At 73.8% G+C, this 23,810-nt stretch carries 20 protein-coding genes; 10 read left to right on the forward strand and 10 right to left on the reverse strand.

Going from position 1 to position 23,810, the window contains the following annotated elements; translation table 11 throughout:
- The first annotated feature begins 155 nt into the window (after window positions 1–155).
- The 3 genes from ACFVS9_RS21185 to ACFVS9_RS21195 all read left to right on the forward strand — a co-directional run bounded on the left by ACFVS9_RS21185 (window position 156) and on the right by ACFVS9_RS21195 (window position 5,804).
- Window positions 156–3,707, forward strand: a complete 3,552-nt coding sequence (locus ACFVS9_RS21185) for a DNA polymerase III subunit alpha (protein ID WP_383118155.1) — start codon at window positions 156–158, stop codon at window positions 3,705–3,707.
- On the forward strand, window positions 3,704–4,702 hold the full coding sequence (locus ACFVS9_RS21190; RefSeq protein ID WP_389934422.1) for a hypothetical protein: 999 nt from the start codon (window positions 3,704–3,706) through the stop codon (window positions 4,700–4,702). Before ACFVS9_RS21185 ends, ACFVS9_RS21190 begins: the two co-directional genes overlap by 4 nt.
- Before the next feature lie 217 nt (window positions 4,703–4,919).
- Window positions 4,920–5,804 (forward strand): esterase/lipase family protein, encoded by an 885-nt coding sequence (locus ACFVS9_RS21195; protein WP_389934425.1) that lies wholly within the window; start codon window positions 4,920–4,922, stop codon window positions 5,802–5,804.
- A gap of 45 nt (window positions 5,805–5,849) precedes the next feature.
- Here the strand turns inward: ACFVS9_RS21195 and ACFVS9_RS21200 are convergent, their stop codons facing one another.
- From ACFVS9_RS21200 to ACFVS9_RS21210, 3 genes are all read right to left on the reverse strand, one after another.
- Entirely contained in the window at window positions 5,850–6,884 is a 1,035-nt protein-coding gene (locus ACFVS9_RS21200; RefSeq protein WP_389934428.1) for a lytic polysaccharide monooxygenase, read from the reverse strand.
- Window positions 6,885–7,140: 256 nt separating this feature from the next.
- Window positions 7,141–8,715: an alkaline phosphatase D family protein gene (locus ACFVS9_RS21205; protein WP_389934431.1), complete on the reverse strand. Its 1,575-nt coding sequence runs from the start codon at window positions 8,713–8,715 to the stop codon at window positions 7,141–7,143.
- 124 nt (window positions 8,716–8,839) lie between these two features.
- Window positions 8,840–9,538, reverse strand: coding sequence for a response regulator (locus tag ACFVS9_RS21210; RefSeq protein WP_383118683.1), 699 nt, complete (start codon window positions 9,536–9,538; stop codon window positions 8,840–8,842).
- A gap of 130 nt (window positions 9,539–9,668) precedes the next feature.
- Between ACFVS9_RS21210 and ACFVS9_RS21215 the strand changes: the two genes are divergently transcribed.
- Genes ACFVS9_RS21215 through ACFVS9_RS21230 form a run of 4 tightly spaced genes read left to right on the forward strand, consistent with a single transcriptional unit; the run spans window position 9,669 to window position 14,185 of the window.
- A complete protein-coding gene (locus tag ACFVS9_RS21215) occupies window positions 9,669–10,652 on the forward strand; it encodes a Bug family tripartite tricarboxylate transporter substrate binding protein (RefSeq protein WP_389934434.1) in 984 nt (327 codons plus the stop codon).
- Window positions 10,649–11,182, forward strand: coding sequence for a tripartite tricarboxylate transporter TctB family protein (locus ACFVS9_RS21220; RefSeq protein WP_389934437.1), 534 nt, complete (start codon window positions 10,649–10,651; stop codon window positions 11,180–11,182). Before ACFVS9_RS21215 ends, ACFVS9_RS21220 begins: the two co-directional genes overlap by 4 nt.
- A gap of 3 nt (window positions 11,183–11,185) precedes the next feature.
- Window positions 11,186–12,673: a tripartite tricarboxylate transporter permease gene (locus tag ACFVS9_RS21225; protein ID WP_383118686.1), complete on the forward strand. Its 1,488-nt coding sequence runs from the start codon at window positions 11,186–11,188 to the stop codon at window positions 12,671–12,673.
- Window positions 12,674–12,706: 33 nt separating this feature from the next.
- Window positions 12,707–14,185, forward strand: coding sequence for a trifunctional class I SAM-dependent methyltransferase/NUDIX hydrolase/VOC family protein (locus ACFVS9_RS21230; RefSeq protein ID WP_389934440.1), 1,479 nt, complete (start codon window positions 12,707–12,709; stop codon window positions 14,183–14,185).
- 106 nt (window positions 14,186–14,291) lie between these two features.
- Here the strand turns inward: ACFVS9_RS21230 and ACFVS9_RS21235 are convergent, their stop codons facing one another.
- Together ACFVS9_RS21235 and ACFVS9_RS21240 are read right to left on the reverse strand one after the other, a co-directional pair.
- The gene (locus ACFVS9_RS21235) at window positions 14,292–14,792 is read right to left on the reverse strand and encodes a DUF402 domain-containing protein (protein WP_389934443.1); all 501 of its coding nucleotides are present in this window, start codon (window positions 14,790–14,792) and stop codon (window positions 14,292–14,294) included.
- Entirely contained in the window at window positions 14,773–15,693 is a 921-nt protein-coding gene (locus ACFVS9_RS21240) for a GNAT family N-acetyltransferase (RefSeq protein WP_383118689.1), read from the reverse strand. Before ACFVS9_RS21240 ends, ACFVS9_RS21235 begins: the two co-directional genes overlap by 20 nt.
- Before the next feature lie 93 nt (window positions 15,694–15,786).
- On the opposite strand from ACFVS9_RS21240, the gene ACFVS9_RS21245 reads away from it, so the two are divergent.
- A complete protein-coding gene (locus ACFVS9_RS21245; RefSeq protein ID WP_383118690.1) occupies window positions 15,787–16,161 on the forward strand; it encodes a GntR family transcriptional regulator in 375 nt (124 codons plus the stop codon).
- 10 nt (window positions 16,162–16,171) lie between these two features.
- Here ACFVS9_RS21245 and ACFVS9_RS21250 read toward each other — a convergent pair whose 3' ends face one another.
- Window positions 16,172–17,266, reverse strand: coding sequence for a DUF5925 domain-containing protein (locus tag ACFVS9_RS21250; RefSeq protein ID WP_383118691.1), 1,095 nt, complete (start codon window positions 17,264–17,266; stop codon window positions 16,172–16,174).
- 241 nt (window positions 17,267–17,507) lie between these two features.
- Here ACFVS9_RS21250 and ACFVS9_RS21255 point away from each other — a divergent pair, with 241 nt between their 5' ends.
- Window positions 17,508–18,317: an SGNH/GDSL hydrolase family protein gene (locus ACFVS9_RS21255; protein WP_389934447.1), complete on the forward strand. Its 810-nt coding sequence runs from the start codon at window positions 17,508–17,510 to the stop codon at window positions 18,315–18,317.
- A 117-nt stretch (window positions 18,318–18,434) separates the two neighbouring features.
- Here ACFVS9_RS21255 and ACFVS9_RS21260 read toward each other — a convergent pair whose 3' ends face one another.
- Window positions 18,435–19,607, reverse strand: coding sequence for a serine/threonine-protein kinase (locus ACFVS9_RS21260; RefSeq protein ID WP_389934450.1), 1,173 nt, complete (start codon window positions 19,605–19,607; stop codon window positions 18,435–18,437).
- A gap of 208 nt (window positions 19,608–19,815) precedes the next feature.
- Between ACFVS9_RS21260 and ACFVS9_RS21265 the strand changes: the two genes are divergently transcribed.
- The gene (locus ACFVS9_RS21265; RefSeq protein ID WP_383114121.1) at window positions 19,816–20,079 is read left to right on the forward strand and encodes a hypothetical protein; all 264 of its coding nucleotides are present in this window, start codon (window positions 19,816–19,818) and stop codon (window positions 20,077–20,079) included.
- A 206-nt stretch (window positions 20,080–20,285) separates the two neighbouring features.
- Here the strand turns inward: ACFVS9_RS21265 and ACFVS9_RS21270 are convergent, their stop codons facing one another.
- The 3 genes from ACFVS9_RS21270 to hmgA form a co-directional block, all read right to left on the reverse strand.
- Complete coding sequence (locus tag ACFVS9_RS21270) at window positions 20,286–21,509, reverse strand: type ISP restriction/modification enzyme (protein WP_389934453.1); 1,224 nt, start codon at window positions 21,507–21,509, stop codon at window positions 20,286–20,288.
- A gap of 71 nt (window positions 21,510–21,580) precedes the next feature.
- Window positions 21,581–22,354 carry a GntR family transcriptional regulator gene (locus tag ACFVS9_RS21275; RefSeq protein WP_383114119.1) on the reverse strand — a complete coding sequence of 258 codons (774 nt, stop codon included), beginning with the start codon at window positions 22,352–22,354 and terminating at the stop codon, window positions 21,581–21,583.
- A gap of 44 nt (window positions 22,355–22,398) precedes the next feature.
- Window positions 22,399–23,718, reverse strand: coding sequence for a homogentisate 1,2-dioxygenase (hmgA, locus tag ACFVS9_RS21280; protein ID WP_389934456.1), 1,320 nt, complete (start codon window positions 23,716–23,718; stop codon window positions 22,399–22,401).
- Between the last annotated feature and the right edge of the window lie 92 nt (window positions 23,719–23,810).

A 23,810-nucleotide genomic window follows, 5' to 3' on the forward strand; every position in this document is an offset into this window, starting at 1 on the left:
CCCCCACGGTCCGGGCAGGGCGCTGTTCGTGCAGGCGGGGGCGGGCCGAATGGCGGAGGGGTGACCACACACCCGCTTATCGTACGAACGTTCGAAACTTGGTCTATGGTGGAGAGCGAGGGGGTGGTGGGTACGGATCGGTCCAGGAGGTGCGGATGTCAGGCTTCACGCATCTGCACACCGCTTCCGGGTTCTCCCTGCGGTACGGCGCCTCGCACCCGGAGCAGCTGGCCGAGCGTGCCGCCGAGCGGGGGATGGACGCCCTCGCGCTGACCGACCGCGACAGCCTCGCGGGCGCGGTCCGCTTCGCCAGGGCCTGCGAGAAGGCCGGGATACGTCCGCTCCTCGGGGCGGAGCTCGCGGTGGCGCGGCAGGCGGGAGAAGGGGAACCCGCTCGCGATCCGCGTACACAGGGGTCCCGTGCGCGGGGGGCCGGGACCCACGGGGCGCCCGCGCACCGGCCGCGTACGCCGGTCCGCGGGGGTGCCTTCGTCGACGAATCGGCACCCCGGGTCACCTTCCTCGCCCGGGACGGCGCCCTCGGCTGGGCCGAGCTGTGCCGGCTGGTCACCGCCGCCCACTCCGGCACCAGGGCCCCGGGCGCCGGGCAGCCCCTGGTCGGCCGGGACGCGCTGCCCGCCGAAGGGCTCACGGTGCTGCTCGGCCCCGCCTCCGAGGTGGGCGCCGCCCTGGCCGCGGGCCGTCCCGACCGGGCCGCCGCGCTGCTCGCCCCCTGGCGGGAGATCCACGGCGACGCCCTGCGCCTCGAAGCCGTCCACCACGGCCGCGAGGGCACCGGCCCCGGATCGCTGCGGCTGGCCGCCCGTACCGTCGGGTTCGCCGCCGAGCAGGGGGTGCGGGCCGTGCTGACCAACGCCGTCCGCTACGCCGACCCCGGACAGGGCCCCGTCGCCGACGTGCTCGACTCGGCCCGCCGGCTCGTCCCCGTCGACCCGCGCCGTTCCCCCCTCGACAGCGGGGAACGCTGGCTCAAGGACGCCCGCGCGATGCGGGAGACCGCCGAACGGATAGCCGTCGCGGCCGGGCTCGGCCAGGGGGCCGGTGAGCGGCTGCTCGCGGAGACCCGGCGCACCGCCGACGCCTGCCGCGTGGACCCCGGGCAGGACCTGGGCCTCGGCAGCGTCCACTTCCCCGAGCCGCGCCTGGTCGGAGCCCGGTTGCGTACCGCCCAGCGGGTGCTGGCCTCCCGCGCCGCCGCGGGAATGGTGCGCCACGGCTACGACCGCAGGCGCGACTACTGGGAACGGATGCACCACGAGCTGGACATCATCGCCCACCACGGCTTCGCCACCTACTTCCTGACGGTCGCCCAGGTCGTCGACGACGTGAAGGGGATGGGCATACGGGTCGCCGCGCGCGGATCCGGAGCCGGTTCGCTGGTCAACCACCTGCTGGGGATCGCCCACGCCGACCCGGTCGAGCACGGGCTGTTCATGGAGCGCTTCCTGTCCAAGCGGCGCTTCGTGCTGCCCGACATCGACATCGACGTCGAGTCGGCCCGCCGTCTGGACGTCTACCGCGCGATCATCGACCGCTTCGGCGCCGAGCGGGTCGCCGCCGTCTCCATGCCCGAGACCTACCGGGTGCGCCACGCCATCCGGGACGTCGGCGCCGCGCTCTCCATGGACCCGGCCGAGACCGACCGGCTCGCCAAGGCCTTCCCGCACATCCGGGCCAGGGACGCCCGCGCCGCGATGGAGGAACTGCCCGAACTGCGCTCCGTGGCCGGGCGGAAGGAGGAGTACGGCCGGCTCTGGGACCTGGTGGAGTCGCTGGACGCGCTGCCGCGCGGTATCGCCATGCACCCGTGCGGGGTGCTCCTCTCCGACGACTCGCTGCTGCGGCGCACCCCGGTCATGCCCACCAGCGGCGACGTCCCCCACACCGCAGGCGACGGGGGAGGCTCCCCCTTCCCGATGTCCCAGTTCGACAAGGACGACGTGGAGCACCTCGGGCTGCTCAAGCTCGACGTGCTCGGGGTGCGGATGCAGTCGGCGATGGCGCACGCGGTGACCGAGCTGAAGCGGGCCTCGGGACGGGAGCTCGACCTGGACGCCGTACCGCAGGGCGACCCGGAGACGTACCGGCTGATCAAGAGCGCCGAGACGCTCGGCTGCTTCCAGATCGAGTCGCCGGGCCAGCGCGACCTGGTCGGCAGGCTCCAGCCCGAGACCTTCCACGACCTGGTGGTCGACATCTCGCTGTTCCGGCCGGGGCCGGTCGCCGCCGACATGGTGCGGCCGTTCATCGAGGCCAGGCACGGCCGCGCGCCCGTGCGCTATCCGCACCCCGACCTGGAGGACTCGCTGCGCGACACCTACGGGGTGGTCGTCTTCCACGAGCAGATCATCGAGATGGTGAACGTCATGACCGGCTGCGGACGCGGCGAGGCCGACCGGGTGCGGCGCGGACTCTCCGATCCCGAGTCGCAGGCCCGGATCAGGGTCTGGTTCGCACAGCGCGCGGCGCGGAGGAAGTACGGCGCCGAGGTGATCGCCCGCGCCTGGGAGATCATCGAGGCGTTCGGGAGCTACGGCTTCTGCAAGGCGCACGCGGTCGCCTTCGCCGTGCCCACGTACCAGTCGGCCTGGCTCAAGGCGCACCACCCGGCGGCCTTCTACGCGGGGCTGCTCACGCACGACCCCGGGATGTACCCGAAGCGGCTGCTGCTCGCGGACGCGCGGCGGCGCGGGGTGCCGGTGCTGCCGCTGGACGTGAACCGGTCGGCCGCCACACATCGGATCGAACTGGTGTCTGGCGATAACGGTGATAAATGGGGATTGAGGCTGGCACTCGCGGACGTCCACGGCATCAGTGAGGCCGAGGTCGCCCGGATCGAGGCCGGGCAGCCCTACGCCTCGCTGCTGGACTTCTGGCAGCGGGCCCGGCCCGGAAAGCCGGCCGCGGAACGGCTGGCCCAGGTCGGCGCGCTGGACGCCTTCGGCGCCAACCGCCGGGACCTGCTGCTGCACCTGTCCGAACTCCACCGCGCCCAGCGCGGCTCCGGCTCCGGCGCGCTGGGGGCCCAGCTCCCGCTCGGCGGCGGACGGCGGACCGGCGGCGTCGGGCTGCCCGACCTCAACGACGCCGAACGCCTCAGCGCCGAACTCGGCGTCCTCAGCATGGACGTGTCGCACCACCTGATGGACCGTCATCACAGCTTCCTGGAGGAGCTGGGCGCGGTCTCCGCCAAGCGGCTGCGGGAGGCCAGGCACGGGGAGACCGTGCTGGTCGCGGGCGCCAAGGTGGCCACCCAGACCCCGCCGGTACGCTCCGGGCGCCGGGTCATCTTCACCACCCTGGACGACGGGACGGGCCTGGTCGACCTGGCCTTCTTCGACGACAGCCACGCCGCCTGCGCGCACACCGTCTTCCACTCCTGGCTGCTGCTGGTGCGCGGGGTCGTCCAGCGGCGCGGCCCGCGCAGCATGAGCGTGGTCGGCGCCGCGGCCTGGAATCTGGCCGAGCTGGCCGAACTCCGGCGCACCGGCGGCCTCGACGCGGTCGCGGCACGGCTGGCGGAGGTGCCCGCCGCGCCCGGGGAGGAGGCGGAGGAGGAGTCCGGCCGCCGTATCCAGCTGTCGACCGGCTACGAGATGAACCCCTGGTCCGACCTCCAGCCGGCCGGTGAGGGGACGCCCACCGGGAGGAAGCTGTGGCACCGGAGCCAGGGGAGCGCGGGATGAACGGCCGGCCGGCCGTCCTGTGCCTGCGGTTCCGCCGGATCGGCGGCGGACCGCCGGACAGCGCGGACTACGAGGGGCTGCTCGCCCTCCTCGGGGCGTTCACCCCGGTCGTCGAGGCGGTACCGCCCGGTTCCGCGCTGGCCGATGTCACCGGCGCCCTGCGCTACTTCGGGCAGGACGCGGCGGGCCTGGCCTCCGTGATCCGGGTGCGTGCCCTCGCCCTGTACGGCGTGGACTGCGCGGTCGGTGCGGCCTCCAACCCGATGCTGGCCCGGATGGCGGCCCGGCAGGCCACGGCCGGAACGACCTTCGTGGTGCCGCCGGGTGAGCACGCCGGCTTCCTCGCGTCCAGGCCCGCCGCCGCGCTGGACGGCGTGGGGGCGGCGACCGCGCGCACCCTGTGCGGATACGGGTTCGACTCCATCGGGCGGATAGCCGCAGCCCCGCTCGCCACCCTGCAACGGATCACCGGGGTGCGCACCGGGCGCGAGCTGTGGGAGCGGGCCAACGGCATCGACCGTACGCGGGTCGTACCGAACGCCGCCGCCCGGTCGATCGCCGCCGAACGCTCCTTCCCCCGCGACGAACTGGACCCGGAGCGGCACCGCCGCGCACTCCTCTCGCTCACCGAGGAACTGGGGGCCAGGCTGCGTACCGACGGACAGGTGTGCCGCTCGCTCGCGGTGTCCGTGCGCTACGCCGACCGGACCGGCTACGCGACGCTGACCCGCAGCCGCACGCTCCAGGAGCCCACCGCCCACTCGGTGGCGCTCACCTCGCTCGCGTACCGGATCCAGGACTCGTTCGCCCTCCAGCGGGCGAGGGTGCGGGGGATCGGGCTGAGGGCGGAAGGGCTCCACGACGCCGAACGGGCCGCCCGTCAGCTCAGTTTCGACCCGGTGGACGAGCGGGCGCGGAGGATCGAGGCGGTGTCCGACCGGCTGCGCGCCAGGTTCGGTCCGCAGGCGGTGAAGCCGGGGCGGCTCGCGGCCTGACCCGGGGCACCGGAATCTTTTTACCGACGCGTAACTTCCCCCGTGACGCTACCCGTGCGTAACTTGGCATGAGCACGCAGAGAATGGACGCGCGGAGACGAAGCACGCAGAGACACGGCACGCGGAGACGAAGCGCGCAGAGAACGTCATCCACTGTGGTCCGGACCGCAGGGCGCACCGACATCGCACCTCCCTTGAGCCGCAAGGAGACCACCCGATGCTGCCCCGGACCCCTGCCCCACGCGCTCGCCGCACGCTCGCCGCCCTGATCCTCGCCCTCACCGCGCTCGTCGCCGCCCCCACGGCGACCGCGACCGCTGCCCCCGCACCGGCCGCCGCTGTGTCACGGGGCTGGAACGACTACTCCTGCAAGCCCTCGGCGGCCCACCCCCGCCCGGTCGTCCTCGTCCACGGGACCTTCGGGAACTCGATCGACAACTGGCTGGTCCTCGCCCCGTACCTCGTCGCCCGGGGCTACTGCGTCTTCTCGCTCGACTACGGCCAGCTCCCGGGCGTACCGCTCTTCAACGGACTCGGCCCGATCGACAGGTCGGCCGGGCAGCTCGACGTGTTCGTCGACAAGGTGCTCGCCGCCACCGGCTCCCCGGAGGCCGACCTCGTCGGCCACTCCCAGGGCGGCATGATGCCCCGCCACTACCTGAAGTTCCTCGGCGGAGCCGGCAAGGTGAACGCCCTCGTCGGCATCGCCCCCGACAACCACGGCACCACCCTCCTCGGCCTCACCCGGCTGCTGCCGTACTTCCCGGGAGTGGGGGACCTCCTCACGACGAACACCCCGGGCCTCGCCGACCAGATCGCCGGGTCCCCGTTCATCACCGCGCTGAACGCGGGAGGTGACACCGTGCCCGGGGTCCGCTACACCGTCATCGCGACCCGGTACGACGAGGTCGTGACCCCCTACCGCACGCAATACCTGAGCGGGCCGGACGTACGCAACGTCCTGCTCCAGGACCTGTGCCCGGCCGACGTGTCCGAGCACGTCGCGATCGGGACCGTCGACCGGATCGCCTTCCACGAGGTGGCGAACGCCCTCGACCCGGCGCACGCCACCCCGACCACCTGCGCCTCGGCCCTCAGCTGAGACGCGCCGCCGGGCCCCGGCCACCGGGGCCCGGCGGCCGCCCGGTCAGGCGCGGTGCGCGCCGCCCGCCCGGCGGCGGACCGAGAGGAACAGGGCGCTCGCGCCGAGGGCCAGCGCGGCGGCCCCGCCCACCGCGAGGTACGGGGTGCTGCCGCTGCCCCCCGTCTCGGCGAGGACCTCGTCCGCCGCTGCCCGGTCGGCGGGTGAGGCGGCCACGCCGTTCGGCTCGGGGGCGTTCGCCCCGGCGTCGTCGGTCCCGGCGGCCGGGGCCGCCCCGGTGACCTCTGCGCCGGTCGAGGCGTCGTCGTCCCCGTGGCCGCCGTGCTCGACGGACGACTTGCCGGCGCCCGCGTCGATCTCCGCCTCGGACGGGGCGGAGGCGGCGGGCGCGGGGGCGGGGGCGGCTCCGGCGTCGGCGCCCCCGGCGTTCCCGCCGGAGAACACCACGTCGGAGCAGGCGTAGAAGGCCTCCGGGGAGTCGGACCGCTGCCAGACCGTGTAGACCAGCTGCCGCCCCGACGCCTGCGGCACGGTGCCGTCGAACCGGTACGACCCGTTCTCCAGGACCGGGTCGGTGGCCGTGGCGAACGGCTTCTCCTCCAGGTCCGACCACTTCAGGGGCTGCGACGGGTCATAGCCCGCCCTGGTCAGGTACAGCTCGAACGTGCCCTTGTGCGGGGCGGTCGCCCGGAACCGGAAGGTGTGGCTGCCGGCCTCCATGGGCGTGGACGGCCAGTCGGCGCGCGGCAGGTCGAGCCCCCTGAACTTGTCGTTGCCCGCGCTGCACAGCTTTCCGTCCGGGATCAGCTCACGGTGCCTGCCCGCCGCGTCGGCGATGTTCACGCCGTTCCAGTCGTACAGCGCCTGGGTGCCGCCCGCGGCCACCGCCGCCTTGCACGCGGCCGACCGGGGGTTCTCCGGCCCCTCCGCGAAACAGGCCGAGACCCGGCTGACCGGGTCGCTCAGCGAACCGTGGGCGGCGGCCGGAGTGGCAAGGAGCCCGGCCAGCGCGAGCGGTGCGACGCCGAACGCGGCGATGCCTCCGGCGAGCCTGCGGCGGGTGGTGGTGATGACGGGCATGGTGGTGGTTCTCCTTCGGCGGCACGGCTGCTGACGGCTGTCGACCAGGTGTGTCGATCAGCAAGCTAGCCGCCTCCGGGAGCGGATCCGGGCGGGAGAAGCCGCAGGTGGCGATCGTTATGGCGGGCTTAAGGGGCGGTTAGGGGAGGGCTCAGGCAGCCCCGGCGGACCGGCCCCCGCAGGCCGGGTCGTGCTCTTCCGGCACCGCCGCCGGGCACCCCTCCCCGAGGTACCCGGCAGCCCGGTCGGCGAGCGGTCAGACCTGGACGCCCGGTGTGCCGTCCTCCACGACCACGCTCGCGCGCGTGCTGATCGGGGCGTCCGGCTTCGTCACGAAGGGCAGGACGCGGAAGTCGCTCGTCCACCGTTCACGGTCCACCGTCACACGTACGTAGCCGCGCTGGCTGTTGAAGAACTTCATGTGCGGGTTCGCCGCGAGGAACGTCCCGCCCTGGGCCGTCATGTCGGCGCCGTCGCCGCCGCTGGTGACCGAGGTGCCCACGAACTCCGATCCCACGGTGGGCGATCCGGGGTCGGCGTAGTCGCGCTTGAGGTCCCAGGCGTAGTTCTGGTGACGGTCGCCCGTGATGACGACCAGGTTGCGCACCCCTCGGGTGCCCGCCTCCGCGAGCAGCCGGTTGCGCTCGGCGACGTAACCGTCCCACGGGTCGGTCCACACCGTCGTGCCAGGGCCCGGATCCTGGTCGGTCTGGCCCATCGGCGCCTGGTTGCCCAGGATCTGCCAGCGCGCCCGTGAGCGGCTGAAGCCCTTGAGGACCCAGTCCCGCTGCCGGGACCCGAGCATGGTGCGGTCCGGGTCGAAGCGTTCGGCGCAGTCGGCGGAGGTGCCGTCGCCGCACGCCTGGTCGTCGCGGTACTGGCGGGTGTCGAGCATCGTGAAGTCGGCGAGCCGGCCGTAGGGGAGCCTGCGGTACATCTGCACGTCCGGGCCGGCCGGCAACTGGGCGCGGCGCAGCGGCGCGTGCTCGTACAGGGCCTGGAAGGCGGCGGCCCTGCGCTGCCGGAAGGCCTCCGGGTCGTCGTCGTTCTCGGAGACGTCGCCCGCCCAGTTGTTGTCCACCTCGTGGTCGTCGAAGGTCATGATCCACGGGAAGGCGGCGTGCGCCTCGCGCAGCGGGGCCTCGGACTTGTAGAGGCCGTACTGGAGCCGGTAGCGGGTCAGGTCCAGGGCCTCCGTGTGGAACCTCGGATCGGTGGTCACGCCCCGCTTGTTGGTCCTGACACCGGACTCGTAGAGGTAGTCGCCGAGGTGTACGACCAGGTCCAGGTCCTCCCGCGCCATGTGGTGGTACGCCGTGAAGTAGCCGTCCTGCCAGGCCTGGCAGGAGGCGAACGCGAACTTCAGCTCGCGCGGGGAGTCCGAGGGGGCCGGGGTGGTGCGCGTACGCCCCACGGGGGAGATCGCCGGACCGGCCCTGAAGCGGAACCAGTACGTGCGGTCGGGGTCGAGCCCGTGCACCTCGGGGTGGACGGAGTGCGCCAGCGCGGGAGTCGCGACGACGCTGCCCCGGCGTACGACCCGGCGGAACCGCTCGTCGAGGGCCACCTCGTAGTGGACGCGTACGGGCTTCGCCGGCATGCCGCCGAGGCCGTCCTCGGCGAAGGGGTCGGGGGCCAGCCGCGTCCAGAGCACGAACCCGTCCGGGGCCGGGTCGCCCGAGGCGACGCCCAGGGTGAACGGGTCCCCCTTCAGCGCGGGTGCGGCGAACGCGGACTGGGCGTCCCACGCCCCCGTCCCGAGCATCAGCGCGGCGGCCGCGGCGCCGCCGAATCCGAACATCGTCCTGCGGGACACGGAACGCACGACCACGGGTCCTCCTCGGTTGGACTGCGCCGACCTCGGACACGCTGCCGCGCATTAATGTCATGCTCACGCGCAACGCATGGCCGTGGGCCGAGCGGTGCGTGAACAGGGCGGCCGCGGGGCGGACGGTTCAGGACACCGCCCGGTAGCGGCGCTCCGGCCGCCCCGTCCCGCCGTAGCGCAGTGTCACCTCGGCCCGCCCGGTCTCCGCGAAGTACTCGAGGTAGCGGCGGGCGCTGACCCGGGACAACGCGCCCGCCTCGGCGCACTCGGAGGCGGACAGCCCCGACGGGTGCGCGCGCAGGACGCGTTCCACCAGGTCCGCCGTGTGGGCCGCCAGCCCCTTGGGGAGCTCGCGGGAGCCCGGGGGGCGGGTCCCGAAGATCCGGTCCACGTCCTCCTGGCGGGCCTCCCGGTGCGCCTCGTCCAGTGCGTCCAGGCGGTTGCGCAGCGAGGCGACGTGGTGCAGCTGCTCCCGCAGGGCCGAGCGGTGGAAGGGCTTGATCAAGTAGTGCTGGGCGCCCGCCCGCAGAGCCGCCCTGACCACCCCGGCGTCGCGCGCCGCGGTGATGAAGAGCGCGTCGGCGCTGCGGCCGTCCCCGTCCCGCTCCTCCGCCGCGCGCAGCTCCCGCAGCACCTGGATCCCGTCCATGTCGGGGAGGTAGATGTCGAGCAGGACCAGGTCGGGACGGAGCCGGCGGGCCGCGCGCAGGGCCTCGGAGCCCGTGTGGGCCACGCCGACGACCGTAAAGCCGTCCATTGCGGACACATACCGGCTGTGCAGCTTCGCGACCATGAAGTCGTCGTCCACCACCAGCACCTTCGTCACGCCGACACGCTAGGGCGCGACCACAACGACCACAACGTCCATTGATTCCGGAACGGCGACAGCTCGTTAACGCGCAGGCAACATGTGGGCCACCTCACACCCCTCCACCGAGCACGAAAGGCGGCACCCGGTGCGACTGCGCACTCCACTCGCCCTGTTCGGGGCAGCGCTGCTGGTGGTCGTCGGACCGCCGCTGCTCTCCACCGGCAGCGGTTCCGACACCGGCACGCAGATTCCCGGACTGCGCTTCATGGTTCCCAACACACCCGGCGGCGGCTACGACATCACCGCGCGCACCGCGGCGAAGAACGCCGAGGACGCGGGGCTCACCCACGGCATCGAGGTGTTCAACCTGCCCGGCGCCGGCGGCACCGTCGGGGTGACCCGGCTGGTCGCCGAGCACGGCAACGGCAAGCTGGCCATGTCCATGGGCCTCGGTGTCGTGGGCGCCGTACGCACCAACAAGTCGCCCAAGACCCTGGCCGACACCACGCCGATCGCCCGCCTCACCGAGGAGCAGGACATCGTCGTCGTCGCCAAGGACTCCCCGTACCGGACCATCGGCCAGCTGCTCACCGCCTGGAAGAAGGACCCGGGGAAGATCCCGGTCGGCGGCGGCTCCTCGCCGGGCGGCCCCGACCACCTGGCGCCGATGCTCATGGCGAAGGCCGCCGGGATCGCGCCCAAGCAGGTCAACTACATCCCCTTCGACGGCGGCGGCGAACTCCTCGCGTCGATCCTCGGCAACAAGGTCGGCTTCGGCGTCTCCGGCGTCGGTGAGTACCTCGACCAGATCGAGGCGGGCGAGCTGCGCCTGCTCGCCGTCACCGGGCCGAAGCGGGTCCCGGGCCTCGACGCGCCGACCCTGCGCGAGGCGGGCCTCGACACCGACTTCACCAACTGGCGCGGCATCGTCGCCCCGCCCGGGCTCTCCGGCGCCGAACGCGACAAGCTCATCGGGCTGGTGAGCGAACTGCACGACTCGAAGCAGTGGCGCGACTCCATGAAGAGGAACGGCTGGGACGACGCCTTCCTCACCGGCGACGCCTTCGGCGACTTCCTGCACGGCCAGGACCGCCGTGTCGACACCGTCCTCCAGGAGCTGGGACTGTGACGGACGAACGCACCCCCTCCCGGCCCGGCAGCACCGCGCGCGCCTGGCTGCGCGAGCACTCCGAACTCGGCGTCTGCGTCCTGCTGCTCGTGCTGGGCGTCCTCCTCCTGACCGACGCCCTGACGATGAGCGTGGACATCACCCAGCGCGGGCCCGTCGGTCCCCGGACCGTCCCCATCGCCGTCGGCATCGGGCTGCTGGCCGTCGCCGTGCTGCTGGCGGCCGACGTCCTGCGCGGCGGCCGCGGCGAGGCGGAGGGCGGCGAGGACGTCGATCTCGCCGAACCCGCCGACCGGCGCACCGTCGCCCTGCTCACCGGTGTCTTCCTCGCCTTCGCCGTGCTCATCGGCCCGCTCGGCTTCCCCATCTCCGGCGCCCTGCTCTTCTGGGGGTCGGCCTACGCCCTCGGCAGCCGCCATCACGACCGCGATCCCCTCATCGCCGCCGGGCTCTCCCTCGCGACCTACTTCGTCTTCGACAACCTGCTCGGGGTGCCCCTCCCGGGCGGCCCGCTGATGGGGGTGCTCTGACCGATGGATTCCCTCAACTCCCTCATCGACGGCTTCGGCACGGCGCTCACGCCCGTCAACCTGCTCTGGGCCGCACTCGGCGTCCTGCTCGGCACGGCGATCGGCGTGCTCCCCGGCATCGGCCCCGCCATGGCCGTGGCCCTGCTGCTCCCCGTGACGTACGGACTCGAACCGACCGGCGCGTTCATCATGTTCGCCGGGATCTACTACGGCGCGATGTTCGGCGGCTCGACCACCTCGATCCTCCTCAACACCCCGGGGGAGAGCGCGGCCGTCGTCGCCGCGATCGAGGGCAACCCGATGGCGAAGGCCGGGCGCGGCGCGCAGGCGCTCGCCGCCGCCGCCATCGGCCACTTCGCCGGCGGCATGATCGGCACGATCCTGCTGGTCGTCCTCGCCCCCACGGTCGCCTCGCTCGCCGTGGACATCGGCGCACCCGACTACTTCGCCATCATGGTGCTGGCCTTCATCGCCGTCACCTCCGTCCTCGGCTCCTCACGGATCCGCGGCCTCGCCTCGCTCCTCATCGGCCTCACCATCGGCCTCGTCGGCCTGGACCAGATGACCGGCCAGCAGCGGCTGACCTTCGGCTCCCTCCAACTGGCCGACGGCATCGACGTGGTGATCGTCGCCGTCGGGCTCTTCGCCATCGGGGAGGCCCTCTGGGTCGCCGCGCACCTGCGCCGCTCCACCGGGAAGCCGATCCCCGTCGGCCGCCCCTGGCTGGGCAGGGCCGACGTCCGGCGCACCTGGAAGTCCTGGCTGCGCGGGCCCCTCATCGGCTTCCCCTTCGGCGCGATCCCGGCGGGCGGCGCGGAGATCCCCACCTTCCTCGCGTACGTCACCGAGAAGCGGCTCTCCAAGCACCGCGACGAGTTCGGCAAGGGCGCCATCGAGGGCGTGGCCGGACCGGAGTCGGCGGCCTCCGCGTCGGCGGCGGGGACCCTGGTCTCCATGCTGACGCTCGGCCTGCCCACCACGGCCGTCGCCGCCGTCATGCTGGCCGCCTTCCAGCAGTACGGCATCCAGCCCGGCCCCCTCCTGTTCGAGCGCGAACCCGATCTGGTCTGGGGCCTGATCGCCTCGCTCTTCGTCGGCATGGTGCTGCTGCTCGCCCTGAACCTGCCGCTCGCGCCGCTCTGGGCGAAGCTGCTGCGGATCCCGCGCCCCTACCTGTACGCGGGCATCCTCTTCTTCGCCGCCATCGGCGCCTACGCCGTCGGCGGGGAGGCCGTCGACCTCGTGATCCTGCTGGTGATCGGGCTGATCGGCTTCGTGATGCGGCGGTACGGACTGCCGGTGCTCCCCGCGATCATCGCGGTCATCCTGGGACCGTCCGCGGAACAGCAGCTGCGCCGGGCCCTCCAGATCAGCGACGGCAGCGTGACGGGACTCGTCAACACCCCCTTCTCGGTGACCGTGTACGTCGTCGTCGCACTGATCCTGGCCTGGCCGCTGGTGCGGAAGGTGAGGGGAGGGAACCGGGTGTGACGGACCGCCGGCGGCGGCTGGGAGGATTGCCCCATGACCACGACCGACTGGGACGCCGCCGCCGAGTCCTTCGACGACGAACCCGACCACGGGCTCCACGACCCGGTGGTCCGCGGCGCCTGGGCGCGGCGGATGGAGACCTGGCTGCCCACCGCGCGCTCCTCGGTCCTCGACCTCGGATGCGGCACGGGCAGCCTGTCCCTGCTCGTCGCCGGACAGGGCCACCGCGTCACCGCCGTCGACCGGTCGCCGCGCATGGTGGAGCGGGCGCGGGCCAAGCTGGCGGGCACCGGCACCGAGGTGCTCGTCGGCGACGCGGGCCGCCCCCCGGTCGGCACGCAGCGCTTCGACGTGATCCTCGCCCGGCACACCGTGTGGCTGCTGCCGGACCCCGCCGCCTCCCTGCGGCACTGGTTCTCGCTGCTGCGGCCCGGTGGCCGGCTGCTGCTGATCGAGGGCGTGTGGAACGGCACCGGCCTCTCCGCCGCCCGCCTCACGGCACTCCTCCACGCGCACACGGAGCGCGTCCACCACGAATCGCTCTCCGGGGACTCCCGGCTCTGGGGCAAGGACGTCGACGACGAGCGGTACGCGCTGGTCGCCCGCGCCGAACCGCCCGACCGGCACAGCGAGGTCGTCGACGTCCACCTCATCCTGCGCCGGGGGCCCGACGTACTGCTCGCCCGGCGGGCCGGCACGGGGTACGCGGACGGGCTGCTCCACGCGCCCTCCGGTCACGCGGAGGACGGTGAGGACGTCCGGGCGGCGGTGATCCGGGAGACGGCCGAGGAGATCGGCGTCGAGCTGGACCCGGACGAACTGCGGGTGGCCCTGGTCATGCAGCACCGGGGGCCGGGCGGCAGCCCCCGGATGGGCTGGTTCTTCGAGGCGGACCACGACCCCGCGCGCCCGCCCCGCAACGCGGAGCCGGACAAGTGCTCGGAGCTGGCGTGGTTCCCCCTGGACGCGCTGCCCGACGACATGGTGGCGTACTGCCGGGCGGGCCTCGACGCCTACCGTGCCGAGCAGCGCTTCCTGATCCACTGGCACGAGGACGCCGACACCGTCGCGTACGCCCCACGGGGGACACGGCGCGCGGTGCCGCTGCCGGCCGCCTCGTCCCCCACCGGCCTGCTGCACCACGTCGAGCTGCGGGTGCCGGGTCTGGCCGAGGCGGAGGAGGAGTGGGGCTGGCTGCTCGGGCGGCTCGGCCATGTCCCCTACCAGCGCTGGTCGCAGGGCCGCAGCTGGCGGCGGGGCGACAGCTCTGTTGCGGTCGCCGCAGACGCGTCCGGCCGGTCCGGCGAGGCCCGGGAGGCGCCCCGCGCCGGCAGCCGCCTGGCGTTCCACGTCCGGGACCGTGCCACGCTCGACGCCCTGGCGGCCGGCGCCCCACGGCACGGCTGGACGCTCCTCCCGCCCGACGGCCGGGCGTACGCCGGCGACAGCGGCCCCCGCACGGCCCTGCTGGCGGACACGGCGGGGCACGAGGTGGAGCTGATCGCTCCCTGAGGGCCCTGCCCGGTGCCGGGCGGACGCGCTCCGCACCTCGCCGGACCGCCGGATCCGCCCGCGCACGCCGTCCGCCGGCGCACCGCCGGCCACCGGGGGACCGGACTCAGGTCACCAGTCCCGCCAGCCCCTCCGTGCGGGCCAGGTGTTCCAGCCCGTCCAGGGCCCGTACGGCCGCCTCCGCCGCCACGGGGTCGCGGCCGGCGAGGCCGCTCGCCTCGAACTCGTCCTCGTCCAGCCGCAGTACGGACGCGCCGTCGGCCGACACCCACAGGTCCAGGTCCAGGTCCTCCACCACGAGTCCGGTGCCCCGCAGCACGGCGGGCCGGGTGATGTCGCAGTACCAGCCCTTCAGCTCCCCGGACGCGCCACGGACCTCCTTCACCGCGTACCACCGGTCACGCCAGTAGTGCTCGGTGAGGACGTCGCCCGGCTCGAAGCGTACGAAGCCGAAGTCCCGTACATCCGGGGCGGCCCACGGTGCCCGGACGCTGATCCGGGTTCCGTCGTCGGCGACCGGTTCGGCCGGGTAACGGATCTTCGTACGGCCCGCCTTGACCAGGGTCACCGTCCAGGTGGCCCCGGAGTCAGCCGGTCTCGCGGACATGGCGCACCTCCGTCGCGCAGATCTCGTAACCGAACCAGCGGTTGACCGCCAGCATCGGGGCGTTGGCGGCGTCGTTCCCGGTGAAGGCGTCGGTGTAGCCGGCGGCCCGCGCCCGGTGCAGGGAGTCGTTCTTGGCGAGCTTCGCCAGCCCCCGGCCCCGGAAGGCCCGCCGGGTGCCGGTCATCCCCGACCAGTAGCGGGTCAGCCCGTCGGTCTCCGCCGCGCTGAACGCCGCGACCTGTCCGTCCACCGTCACGACCGTGGTGAGCGCGCGGTCGAAGCCGGGCCGCCGCCAGGTCGTGGCCAGCCAGTGCTCGTAGTCGGTGAACTCCACCGGGGTGTCGCTCGGCTCGTCCGCGGTGGTCTCCGCGTCCGCCTCGAACAGCGGGCGCGGATCGTCCTCGAAGTCGGCGGCGGTGAGCAGCCGCACCCCGGCCGGAAGCTCCTGGAGCGGCGGCAGCGGGCCGTCCGCGAGGCCGAGCCTCAGGAAGTGCGCGGGCCGGCGCGGCACGTAGCCGTGCTTCGCGGCGAACGCCCGGTTGGCGGGCTCGTCGAGCACCCAGGTGTAGACGGCCGTCACACCGGCACCCGCCAGATGCTCCTCGCCGGTCCGCACCAGCAGCGCCCCCGCGCCCCGCCCTCTCCGGTCCGGGTGCACATAGGGGTTGCAGAACCCCTGGCCCGGCTCCGGGCTCTCGTGCGAGACGCCCACCTGCGCGGTCCCGATCAGCTCGCCGTCCTCCTCGGCGACGAGCAGCCGGTACCGCCGGTCGGGATGGGCGTCGGCCAGGTCGCTCAGGACCTGCTCAGGGGTGGTCACCATGAAGGGCAGTGCGGCACGCCGCACCCGTACCCAGGCCTCGGCGTCGGCCGGCCGGAAGTCACGCACGCGTAGCGTCATGCGCGGACGCTAACCCGGGGCCCGGCCCGGACGCCTCTGGTTTTCCGGCGGCGGGACCGGTGGCGCGGCCCCGCCGTGGGAGACAATCGGCGCGTGACCCTGAAGATCGCCGTTGACCCGGACTCCGCCACCGCCCCGTACGAGCAGCTGCGCGCCCAGCTCTCCGAACAGGCCCGCTCCGGCGCCCTGCCCGTCGGATACCGCCTCCCGACGGTACGCGGCCTCGCCGGTGAACTGGGCCTGGCCGCCAACACCGTGGCGAAGGCCTACCGCGCGCTGGAGTCCGACGGAGTGATCGAGACCCGGGGGCGCAACGGCACCTTCGTGGCCGCCGCGGGCGACGCGGCGGCCCGCCACGCGGCGACGGCGGCACAGGAGTACGCCGAACAGGCGCGGCGCCTCGGCCTGCCGCAGGCCGAGGCGCTGGCCCTGGCCGGGGACGCCGTACGGGCCGCCTACGCGCGCTAGACCGGGCGCCTCAGAGGTAGAGCCCCGCGTCCGCCCCCGCGTCCTGTTTCGGCACGGACGCGGGGCCGCTGCCCCGGCGCAGCGCGTACAGCTCCGCGAGCGTCGTGCCCTCGCGGCCGAGCCCTTCGTCCGTGCCCAGCCAGGACACCGACTCCGCGCGGGTCAGCGGGCCCACCTCGATGCGGGCCAGACAGCGGCCCGGCCTGACGACCGCCGGGTGCAGCCGCTCCAGGTCCTCGTTGGTCGTCACCCCGACCAGGACGTTGCGGCCCTGGCCCAGCAGGCCGTCGGTCAGGTTCAGGAGACGCGACAGGGCCTGCCCCGCCGTGTGCTTGGCCTCGCCCCGGATCAGCTCGTCGCAGTCCTCCAGCAGGAGCAGCCGCCAGCGTCCCTTCGCCGAACCGTCGTCCTCACCGATGGCGATGTCCATCAGATAGCCGACGTCGTTGAAGAGCCGCTCCGGGTCCAGTACGCAGTCGACCTGGCACCAGTCGCGCCAGGAACGGGCCAGGGTGCGCAGCGCCGAGGTCTTGCCGGTGCCGGGCGGGCCGTGCAGCAGGAGGAGCCGGCCGGCGATGTCGTCCGGGGTGACCTTCATCAGCCGGTCCATCGCGTCGGCGACCGGGGCCGTGTAGTTCGGCCTGACGTCGTCCCAGGCGCCCGCGGCGATCTGGCGGGTGGTGCGGTGCGGACCGCGGCGCGGTGAGACGTACCAGAAGCCCATGGTCACGTTCTCGGGCTGCGGCTCCGGCTCGTCCCGTGCGCCGTCGGTCGCCTCGGCCAGGATCTTCTGGGCCAGTTCGGCAGTGGTGGCGGTGACCGTGACGTCGGCGCCCCGGTTCCACCGCGAGACCAGCAGCGTCCAGCCGTCGCCCTCTGCCAGGGTCGCGCTGCGGTCGTCGTCGCGGGCGGCCCTCAGCACCTCGGCGGAGGCGGGGAGGAGCGTCGCCCCCGTCCTGACCCGGTCGAGGGAGGAACTGTGCGAGTACGGCTGCTCGCCCGTCGCGAAGCGGCCCAGGAACAGCGCGTCCACGACGTCCGAGGGGGAGTCGCTGTCGTCGACGTTGAGCCGGATCGGCAGGGTGGACTCGGGGTTGGCAGACATGGCGTCCATGATCCGGCACGGTGGCACCGCGCGCACCCGGGTTTCAGCAGCTGCCCCCGGGTGGCGGACGTTCCGGCCGCCGGGGCCGGACCCCGGCGCGCGGGATGCCGACGCGCGATGTGACGCGCACTCAGGGGGGTGCGCGGAAAGCCGCGTCGAAGCAACTTGGCATGAACACTTCCGGAATTCAGGTCGGTACTGCTACCACGGAGTAGGCAGAGATCCTGCCCAAGGAGGTCCAATGAAAATGTCCAGACTCGTGGCGTTCTCGTCCTCGCTCCTGCTCGGCACCGTCCTCGCCCTGACCGGCGCGGGCGTCGCCCAGGCCCAGGAATCCGTACAGGCCGTCGACTACGTGGCCCTGGGTGACTCGTACTCGTCGGGCGTCGGCGCGGGCTCCTACGACAGCGCGAGCGGTGACTGCAAGCGCAGCACCCGCGCGTACCCCGCCCTCTGGAAAGCGGCCAACAGCCCCGCCTCGTTCGCCTTCACCGCCTGTTCGGGGGCGAAGACAGGCGATGTGACCGCTGGTCAGCTCGGCCCCCTCAACTCGGGGACCGACCTCGTCTCGATCTCCATCGGCGGCAACGACGCGGGCTTCGCCGACGTCATGACCACCTGTGTCCTGCAGTCCGAAGCCACCTGCCTGAGCCGTATCGCCACCGCCCGCGCCTACGTCGACTCGACCCTCCCCGGCAAACTGGACTCCGTGTACACGGCGATCAGCGCCAAAGCGCCCTCGGCCCGTGTCGTCGTCCTCGGCTACCCGCGCTTCTACCAGCTCGGCGGCGGCTGCGTCGCCGGTCTGAGCGAGAAGGAACGCACCGCCATCAACGGTGCCGCCGACTACCTCAACGCCGCCACCGCCAAGCGCGCGGCCGACCACGGCTTCACCTTCGGCGACGTCACCGCGACCTTCACCGGGCACGAGATCTGCTCGGGCAGCGCCTGGCTCCACAGCGTGAACTGGCTCAACATCGGTGAGTCCTACCACCCCACCGCCGCCGGGCAGTCGGGCGGCTACCTGCCCGTCCTCACCTCGAAGGCCTGACGGCGGCCGGGCGGCACGTCACGCCGGCCCGGCCGCACGCCGGGGAGGGGGCCCCGTCCCACGGGGCCCCCTCCTGCCGGCCCGCGGCGTCCCCGGGGGACCGGCGGCCGGGGCTCGTCAGACCGCCGCGGGTGAGCCCGCCGCGAGGACCGTCACCTCCGCCGGCGGGGTACGTGCCGGCGCCCCCGCCCACGCACCCGTCCCGGTCCGCCCGCTGCTCCTCCCGTCCGAGTCGTCGTCACCCGTCAGCGCCCAGACGAGACCTCCCGCCAGCAGCAGCACCAAGGCCGCGCCCAGGGCCACCAGGACCCCGGTGAGCCGCGCCTGCCCGGCCGCCTCCGGTGACTCCGGGGCTGCCCCGGACTTCCCGGCCGTGTCCGTGGCGTCGGCCGCGTCGGCCGCGTCCGCGGGGTCCGCCCGCGGGGACGGTGTGCGGGCCGCGCCCGCGGGGGGTGAACCGGTGCCGCCGGCCGCCAGGATCCGCAGCCGGTGCTCCGCCTCCGGGGCGGTGAGCCGCTCGGCCGGGTCCTTGCGCAGCAGCCCCTCGATGACGGGAGCGAGCGCGCCCGCCCGCCGGGGCGGCGGCGGCTCCTCGTCACCCACGGCGCGCAGGGTGTCCGCCGGGGTGTCCCGGCCGAACGGGGACCGCCCTTCGGTGGCGGCGTACAGAAGCACTCCCAGCGACCAGAGGTCGGATTCGGGCCCCGGCGTACGCCCCAGCGCCCGCTCGGGCGCGAGGTATTCGGGGGAGCCGATCGGTTCACCCGTCACGGTGAGCGCGGACGCCTCCTGGGCCCTGATGATGGCGAAGTCCTTCAGCATCACCCGCCCGTCGTTGGCCAGCATCACGTTGCCCGGCTTCACGTCGCGGTGCAGCACACCGGCCTCGTGGCCGCCGCGCAGCGCCGCGAGCACCTCCGCGCCGATCCTGGCGGCCCGCCGGGGGGACAGCGGTCCGTCGGCGTCCAGCACGTCGGACAGGGCGATCCCGCGGACCAGTTCCGTCACGATCCAGGGCCGCGCGTCCTGGGTGACCACGTCGTGGACGGCGACGACGTTGCGGTGCGAGACACGGGCCGCGGTCCGGGCCTCCTGCTCCAGCCGGGCGTGCGGCCGCGCGGTGCCCGTGGCGGGCGGACCCTCGGGGGCCCGCACCTCCTTCACGGCCACCTCGCGGCCCAGCACCTCGTCGCGGGCACGCCACACGACGCCCGCCCCGCTCTCGCCCAGCGGGTCCAGCAGACGGTAACGATCGGCGATCACACGTCCGGTTCCCGGGGTTTCGCTCATCGGTGACCCTCCATCAGAAGCGTTACGCGGTACGGACGAATCCCATCCAAGCTAACCCACCCCGCCCAGGACCGGCCAGGACCCGGTAACGCGACGTCAACCCCCGTGCACGGGTGTGCAATCCCTCGGCCGGGATACACGTGGGTGACCACGGGACGATAGGGTTAACCTGCCCGGGCCGGGTGCCCTCGTACGGGTGGGGAGTGACATGGAACAGATAACGGTGCGCAGCAGGCCGCGTGTGCCTGCGATCACATGTGGGAGCGGTGCGACCAGTTCGCGCCTCGACCGCCATCTCGCGGTGCTGGGCGGTCCAGCCGTCCCGCAGCGTGAGTCGGCGGAGGCGACGCTGCTGATGCTCGAACTCACCTCGCGCGACGCCGCGCGCACCCGCAGGAGCAGGAGCGCGCGTGTGTCGCTCTTCGCCCCCCTGCGGCGACTGCGGCGTTCGCTCTTCGGCAGCCGCCGCTGACCGACGGCTGCCACGACCGGTCCGGCCCTCCGCTCAGGGCCGTGTCCACGATCACTCCGCTCCGGCGCAGTGCTGCTGTCCGCCCGATCGTCATCCCCAGGGCCGGCAGCGTTGCGTCGGTGCTCCCCCCCAGCGCCGGTACGGCACCCATCGGCGTTCCAGGCCCGGAGCCGTCCCTCCCGGCGGCACGACGAGCCGTCCCCGCCTCACAGCAACGCGAACTGCCCCTCGGGGCCCTCCTCCTGGTGATCCAGTACGGACGCCGGCCGACGGGCCGAGGCGGGCACGGGAAGCACCCCGGCCGCCCGCAGTCCGTCCCGCGTGAGGCCGTCCTCCTCCTCCAGCGCCTCCCGCAGCGCCCGCTGCCGGGGCCGCAGTCCGGCCAGCAGCGCCAGGACCGTGACCAGTTCCAGCAGTTCCGAGGTCCGCTCCCGAGGCCAGTCGCGCGGCCCCACCGCCGCCAGCCCCTCGGCCGCCGCCGTGCGCCGCTGTGCCCAGAGCTCCAGCATCCGCACCCCGCCCACCCGGAACTCCCACGCCTCGGCGGGAACGGGCGAGACACGTCCGCCGCCGAGGACGATCGCCTCCTCGCCGTGGTCGTAGCTCAGGCCGTCGGGCCGGGGCGGGACCGCGGCCCGTACGTACGGCCGCCGCCCGCCGGGCAGCCGCGGGCGCTCCCCGTCGCGTGCCCCGCGCAGCTGGACCCGCAGGAGCTCCCGGCCGAGCTCCACGCCCGTGGCCCACAGGGCGCCGCCGGCCGGCAGCGGGACGAGGGGGCCCGCGGGGGAGGGGCGCGCCGCCGCCAGGGTCCAGGCCAGGACCGACTCCGCGGTGACCGGCGTCCCGTAGCGGGCGGCCAGCAGGGCGGGCAGGCCCGGTGCGAGATTGGGCTCCCTGCCGCCCGGCCGCCGGTAGAGCGGCCGTATCCGGCCGGGCCGCCCGGCGGGGGAGTGCCCGTCGGGCAGCAGCGTGGTCGCGGACAGGGCGGGGCCGTCGTCCTGGGGCACGTACCCGTGCTCGACGGCGAAGACCTGGTGCCCGTCGGCGACCCGCCACAGCTCGGGGCGGGCCGCGTCGAGCAGCCGCTGGTCGGGAATCAGCCACTGTTCGTCGAAGGGCCCGTGCAGGATCCGTACCGGTTCGGGATACGGGCCCGGGTCCCGGGCGAACGCGCTCGTCCCGGTGGTCCTGCCCGGCAGCGCCGCGGCCGGGAGCAGCGGCGTACGGGAGCGGGTCGGCCGGAACAGGCGTTCCCGCTCCGCCCCTTCCGCCCGCACCAGCAGGTCCCAGCGCGCCCGGAGCGAGGCGGCCTCCGGGGCCGTCACCCAGGCGCGCCCCGTTCTCAGGGGCCGCACCGCCCACGGCATCAGGTCGTCCAGCAGCGGGAGCGTGCCGCCCCCGCCGGCTCCGGCCGCCACCCGTGCTGCCACCGTGTCGTCCTCCCCGTCGCCAGGTACGCCGCCCCCGGCATCGTAACGACCCCGCCGGCGCGGCCCCGCCGTCAGTGCGCCTCGACCGTCACGGAGAAGGAGAAGCGGTCGCCCCGGTACCGGATGCGCGCCACGTCCACGACCGTGCCCTCCTCGTCGTACGTCACGCCCGTGTAGTGCAGGATCGGGCTGAGCAGCGGGACCTGGAGCAGCTCGGCCGTGACGGGGTCGGCGAGGCGCGCCTCCACCGTGTCGGTGATCCGCGCGATCCGTACGCCGACGGAGTCCCGCAGCACCTTGGTCATCGGCCACCGCCGCAGATCGGCCACGTCCAGCCGGTCCGCGATCTCCGGGCGCAGGGCGTTCTCCGCCCAGTTGGTGGGCTCGCCCGTCCCGTCGTCGCAGCGCAGCCGCCGGTAGCTGACCACCTCGGCGCAGTCCGGGAAGAACTCGGCGAGGTCACCGGGGACGGGCGTCCGGCCGTGGCCGAGCACGGTCGTCCGCTCGCCCGACTGCTGGGCGACGATCGTGTCGATCGAACCCAGCAGCCGGACCGGCGACACCCGCCGGGCGCGCGGCTCGATGAACGTGCCGCGCCGCCGGTGCCTGCTGATCAGCCCCTCGCCCTCCAGCTCCTTGAGGGCCTGGCGCATGGTCAGGACGCTGACGCCGTAGTGGGTGGCGAGCTGCTCCTCGGTGGGCAGCCGTGCCGGGGCGTCCCGGGGGCGGCCCAGTATGGAGGCCCGCAGGGACTGCGAGACCTGGTACCACAGGGGAAGCTTCCGGTTCAGCACCAGGGAGTCGGGGGCGAAGCCGGGCCGGCCCGCCTCGTTCACCTGATTCATCCGGTCTCACCCGATCTCTGTGCCGCGGGGCCGGCGGTGCGGTCTCACGGCCGGAAGGTGCGGCTCAGACCCTGCCACACGTCGTCGTACCCGCGCTGCAGGTGGTCGGCGCCCGCCGCCTGCGCGGTCGCCGTCACCGGCCAGCGGGTCTCGAACATGAACGCCAGGCCGTCGTCGATCCGCTGCGGCTCCAGCTCCGCCGCGCTCGCCCGGTCGAAGGTCTCACGGTCCGGACCGTGCGCCGACATCATGTTGTGCAGCGAGCCGCCGCCCGGCACGAACCCGCCCGCCTTGGCGTCGTACGCGCCCTCGATCAGGCCCATGTACTCGCTCATGACGTTGCGGTGGAAGTACGGCGGGCGGAAGGTGTCCTCGCCGACCAGCCAGCGCGGGGCGAAGACGACGAAGTCGACGCCGGCGAGCCCCGGGGTGTCGGACGGCGAGGTCAGCACGGTGAAGATCGACGGGTCGGGGTGGTCGTAGCTGATGGTGCCCATCACGTTGAAACGGCGCAGGTCGTAGACGTACGGCGTGTGGTTGCCGTGCCAGGCGACGACATCGAGCGGCGAGTGGTCGTACGTCGCTGACCAGAGGTTCCCGCAGAACTTGTTGACCACCTCCACCGGGCCCTCGCGGTCCTCGAACGCCGCGACGGGGGCCAGGAAGTCCCGGGCGTTCGCGAGCCCGTTGGCGCCGATGGGACCCAGGTCGGGCAGGACGAAGGGCTGCCCGTAGTTCTCGCAGACGTAGCCGCGGGCGGTGGGGTCCAGCAGCTCGACACGGAAGCGGACACCGCGCGGGATCAGCGCCACATGGCCGGGCTCGGCCCGCAGCAGGCCGAGTTCGGTGCGCAGCAGCAGCCCGCCGCGCTCGGGGACGATCAGCAGCTCCCCGTCGGAGTCGCCGAACACCCGTTCCGTCATGGAGGCGTTCGCGCTGTACAGGTGCACGGCCATGCCGGCGCGCCGGGTGGCGTCGCCGTTGCCCCCCAGCGTCCACAGGCCGGCCAGGAAGTCGGTGCCGGGCGCGGGGTCGGGGAGCGGGTCCCAGCGCAGCCGGTTGGGATCGGGGGCCGTCTCGGTGAACGGGGCGGTGCGCAGGGCGCCGTTGTCGACGCGCACGAAGGCGGGGTGGGCCGCCGAGGGGCGGATCCGGTAGAGCCAGGACCGGCGGTTGCGGGCGCGGGGCTCGGTGAAGGCCGAGCCGCTGAGCTGCTCCGCGTAGAGCCCGAAGGGGGCGCGCTGGGGGGAGTTGCGGCCCTGGGGCAGGGCGCCCGGAACGGCCTCGGAACTGTGCTCGTTGCCGAAGCCGGACTGGTGGCCGAGGTTCTCCGCCGCTTCTCTCGCCTGCTCGATGCCGCTCATCACGCGCTCCCGTCGGAAGGGGACCCAGTGGATCCCTGACGAGGAATCCTATGGATCACCGTAGGAATCGAAACGGGGCCCGTCAACGGCAT

The organism is Streptomyces sp. NPDC058008 (genome assembly GCF_042886395.1).
GTDB lineage: Bacteria > Actinomycetota > Actinomycetes > Streptomycetales > Streptomycetaceae > Streptomyces.

Coding starts and splice junctions, on each gene's coding strand:
- ACFVS9_RS21185 (WP_383118155.1), top strand. CDS start 156: ATGTCAGGCTTCACGCATCTGCACACCGCTTCCGGGTTCTCCCTGCGG.
- ACFVS9_RS21190 (WP_389934422.1), top strand. CDS start 3,704: ATGAACGGCCGGCCGGCCGTCCTGTGCCTGCGGTTCCGCCGGATCGGC.
- ACFVS9_RS21195 (WP_389934425.1), top strand. CDS start 4,920: ATGCTGCCCCGGACCCCTGCCCCACGCGCTCGCCGCACGCTCGCCGCC.
- ACFVS9_RS21200 (WP_389934428.1), bottom strand. CDS start 6,884: ATGCCCGTCATCACCACCACCCGCCGCAGGCTCGCCGGAGGCATCGCC.
- ACFVS9_RS21225 (WP_383118686.1), top strand. CDS start 11,186: ATGGATTCCCTCAACTCCCTCATCGACGGCTTCGGCACGGCGCTCACG.
- ACFVS9_RS21230 (WP_389934440.1), top strand. CDS start 12,707: ATGACCACGACCGACTGGGACGCCGCCGCCGAGTCCTTCGACGACGAA.
- ACFVS9_RS21235 (WP_389934443.1), bottom strand. CDS start 14,792: ATGTCCGCGAGACCGGCTGACTCCGGGGCCACCTGGACGGTGACCCTG.
- ACFVS9_RS21240 (WP_383118689.1), bottom strand. CDS start 15,693: ATGACGCTACGCGTGCGTGACTTCCGGCCGGCCGACGCCGAGGCCTGG.
- ACFVS9_RS21250 (WP_383118691.1), bottom strand. CDS start 17,266: ATGTCTGCCAACCCCGAGTCCACCCTGCCGATCCGGCTCAACGTCGAC.
- ACFVS9_RS21255 (WP_389934447.1), top strand. CDS start 17,508: ATGAAAATGTCCAGACTCGTGGCGTTCTCGTCCTCGCTCCTGCTCGGC.
- ACFVS9_RS21260 (WP_389934450.1), bottom strand. CDS start 19,607: ATGAGCGAAACCCCGGGAACCGGACGTGTGATCGCCGATCGTTACCGT.
- ACFVS9_RS21265 (WP_383114121.1), top strand. CDS start 19,816: ATGGAACAGATAACGGTGCGCAGCAGGCCGCGTGTGCCTGCGATCACA.
- ACFVS9_RS21275 (WP_383114119.1), bottom strand. CDS start 22,354: ATGAATCAGGTGAACGAGGCGGGCCGGCCCGGCTTCGCCCCCGACTCC.
- hmgA (WP_389934456.1), bottom strand. CDS start 23,718: ATGAGCGGCATCGAGCAGGCGAGAGAAGCGGCGGAGAACCTCGGCCAC.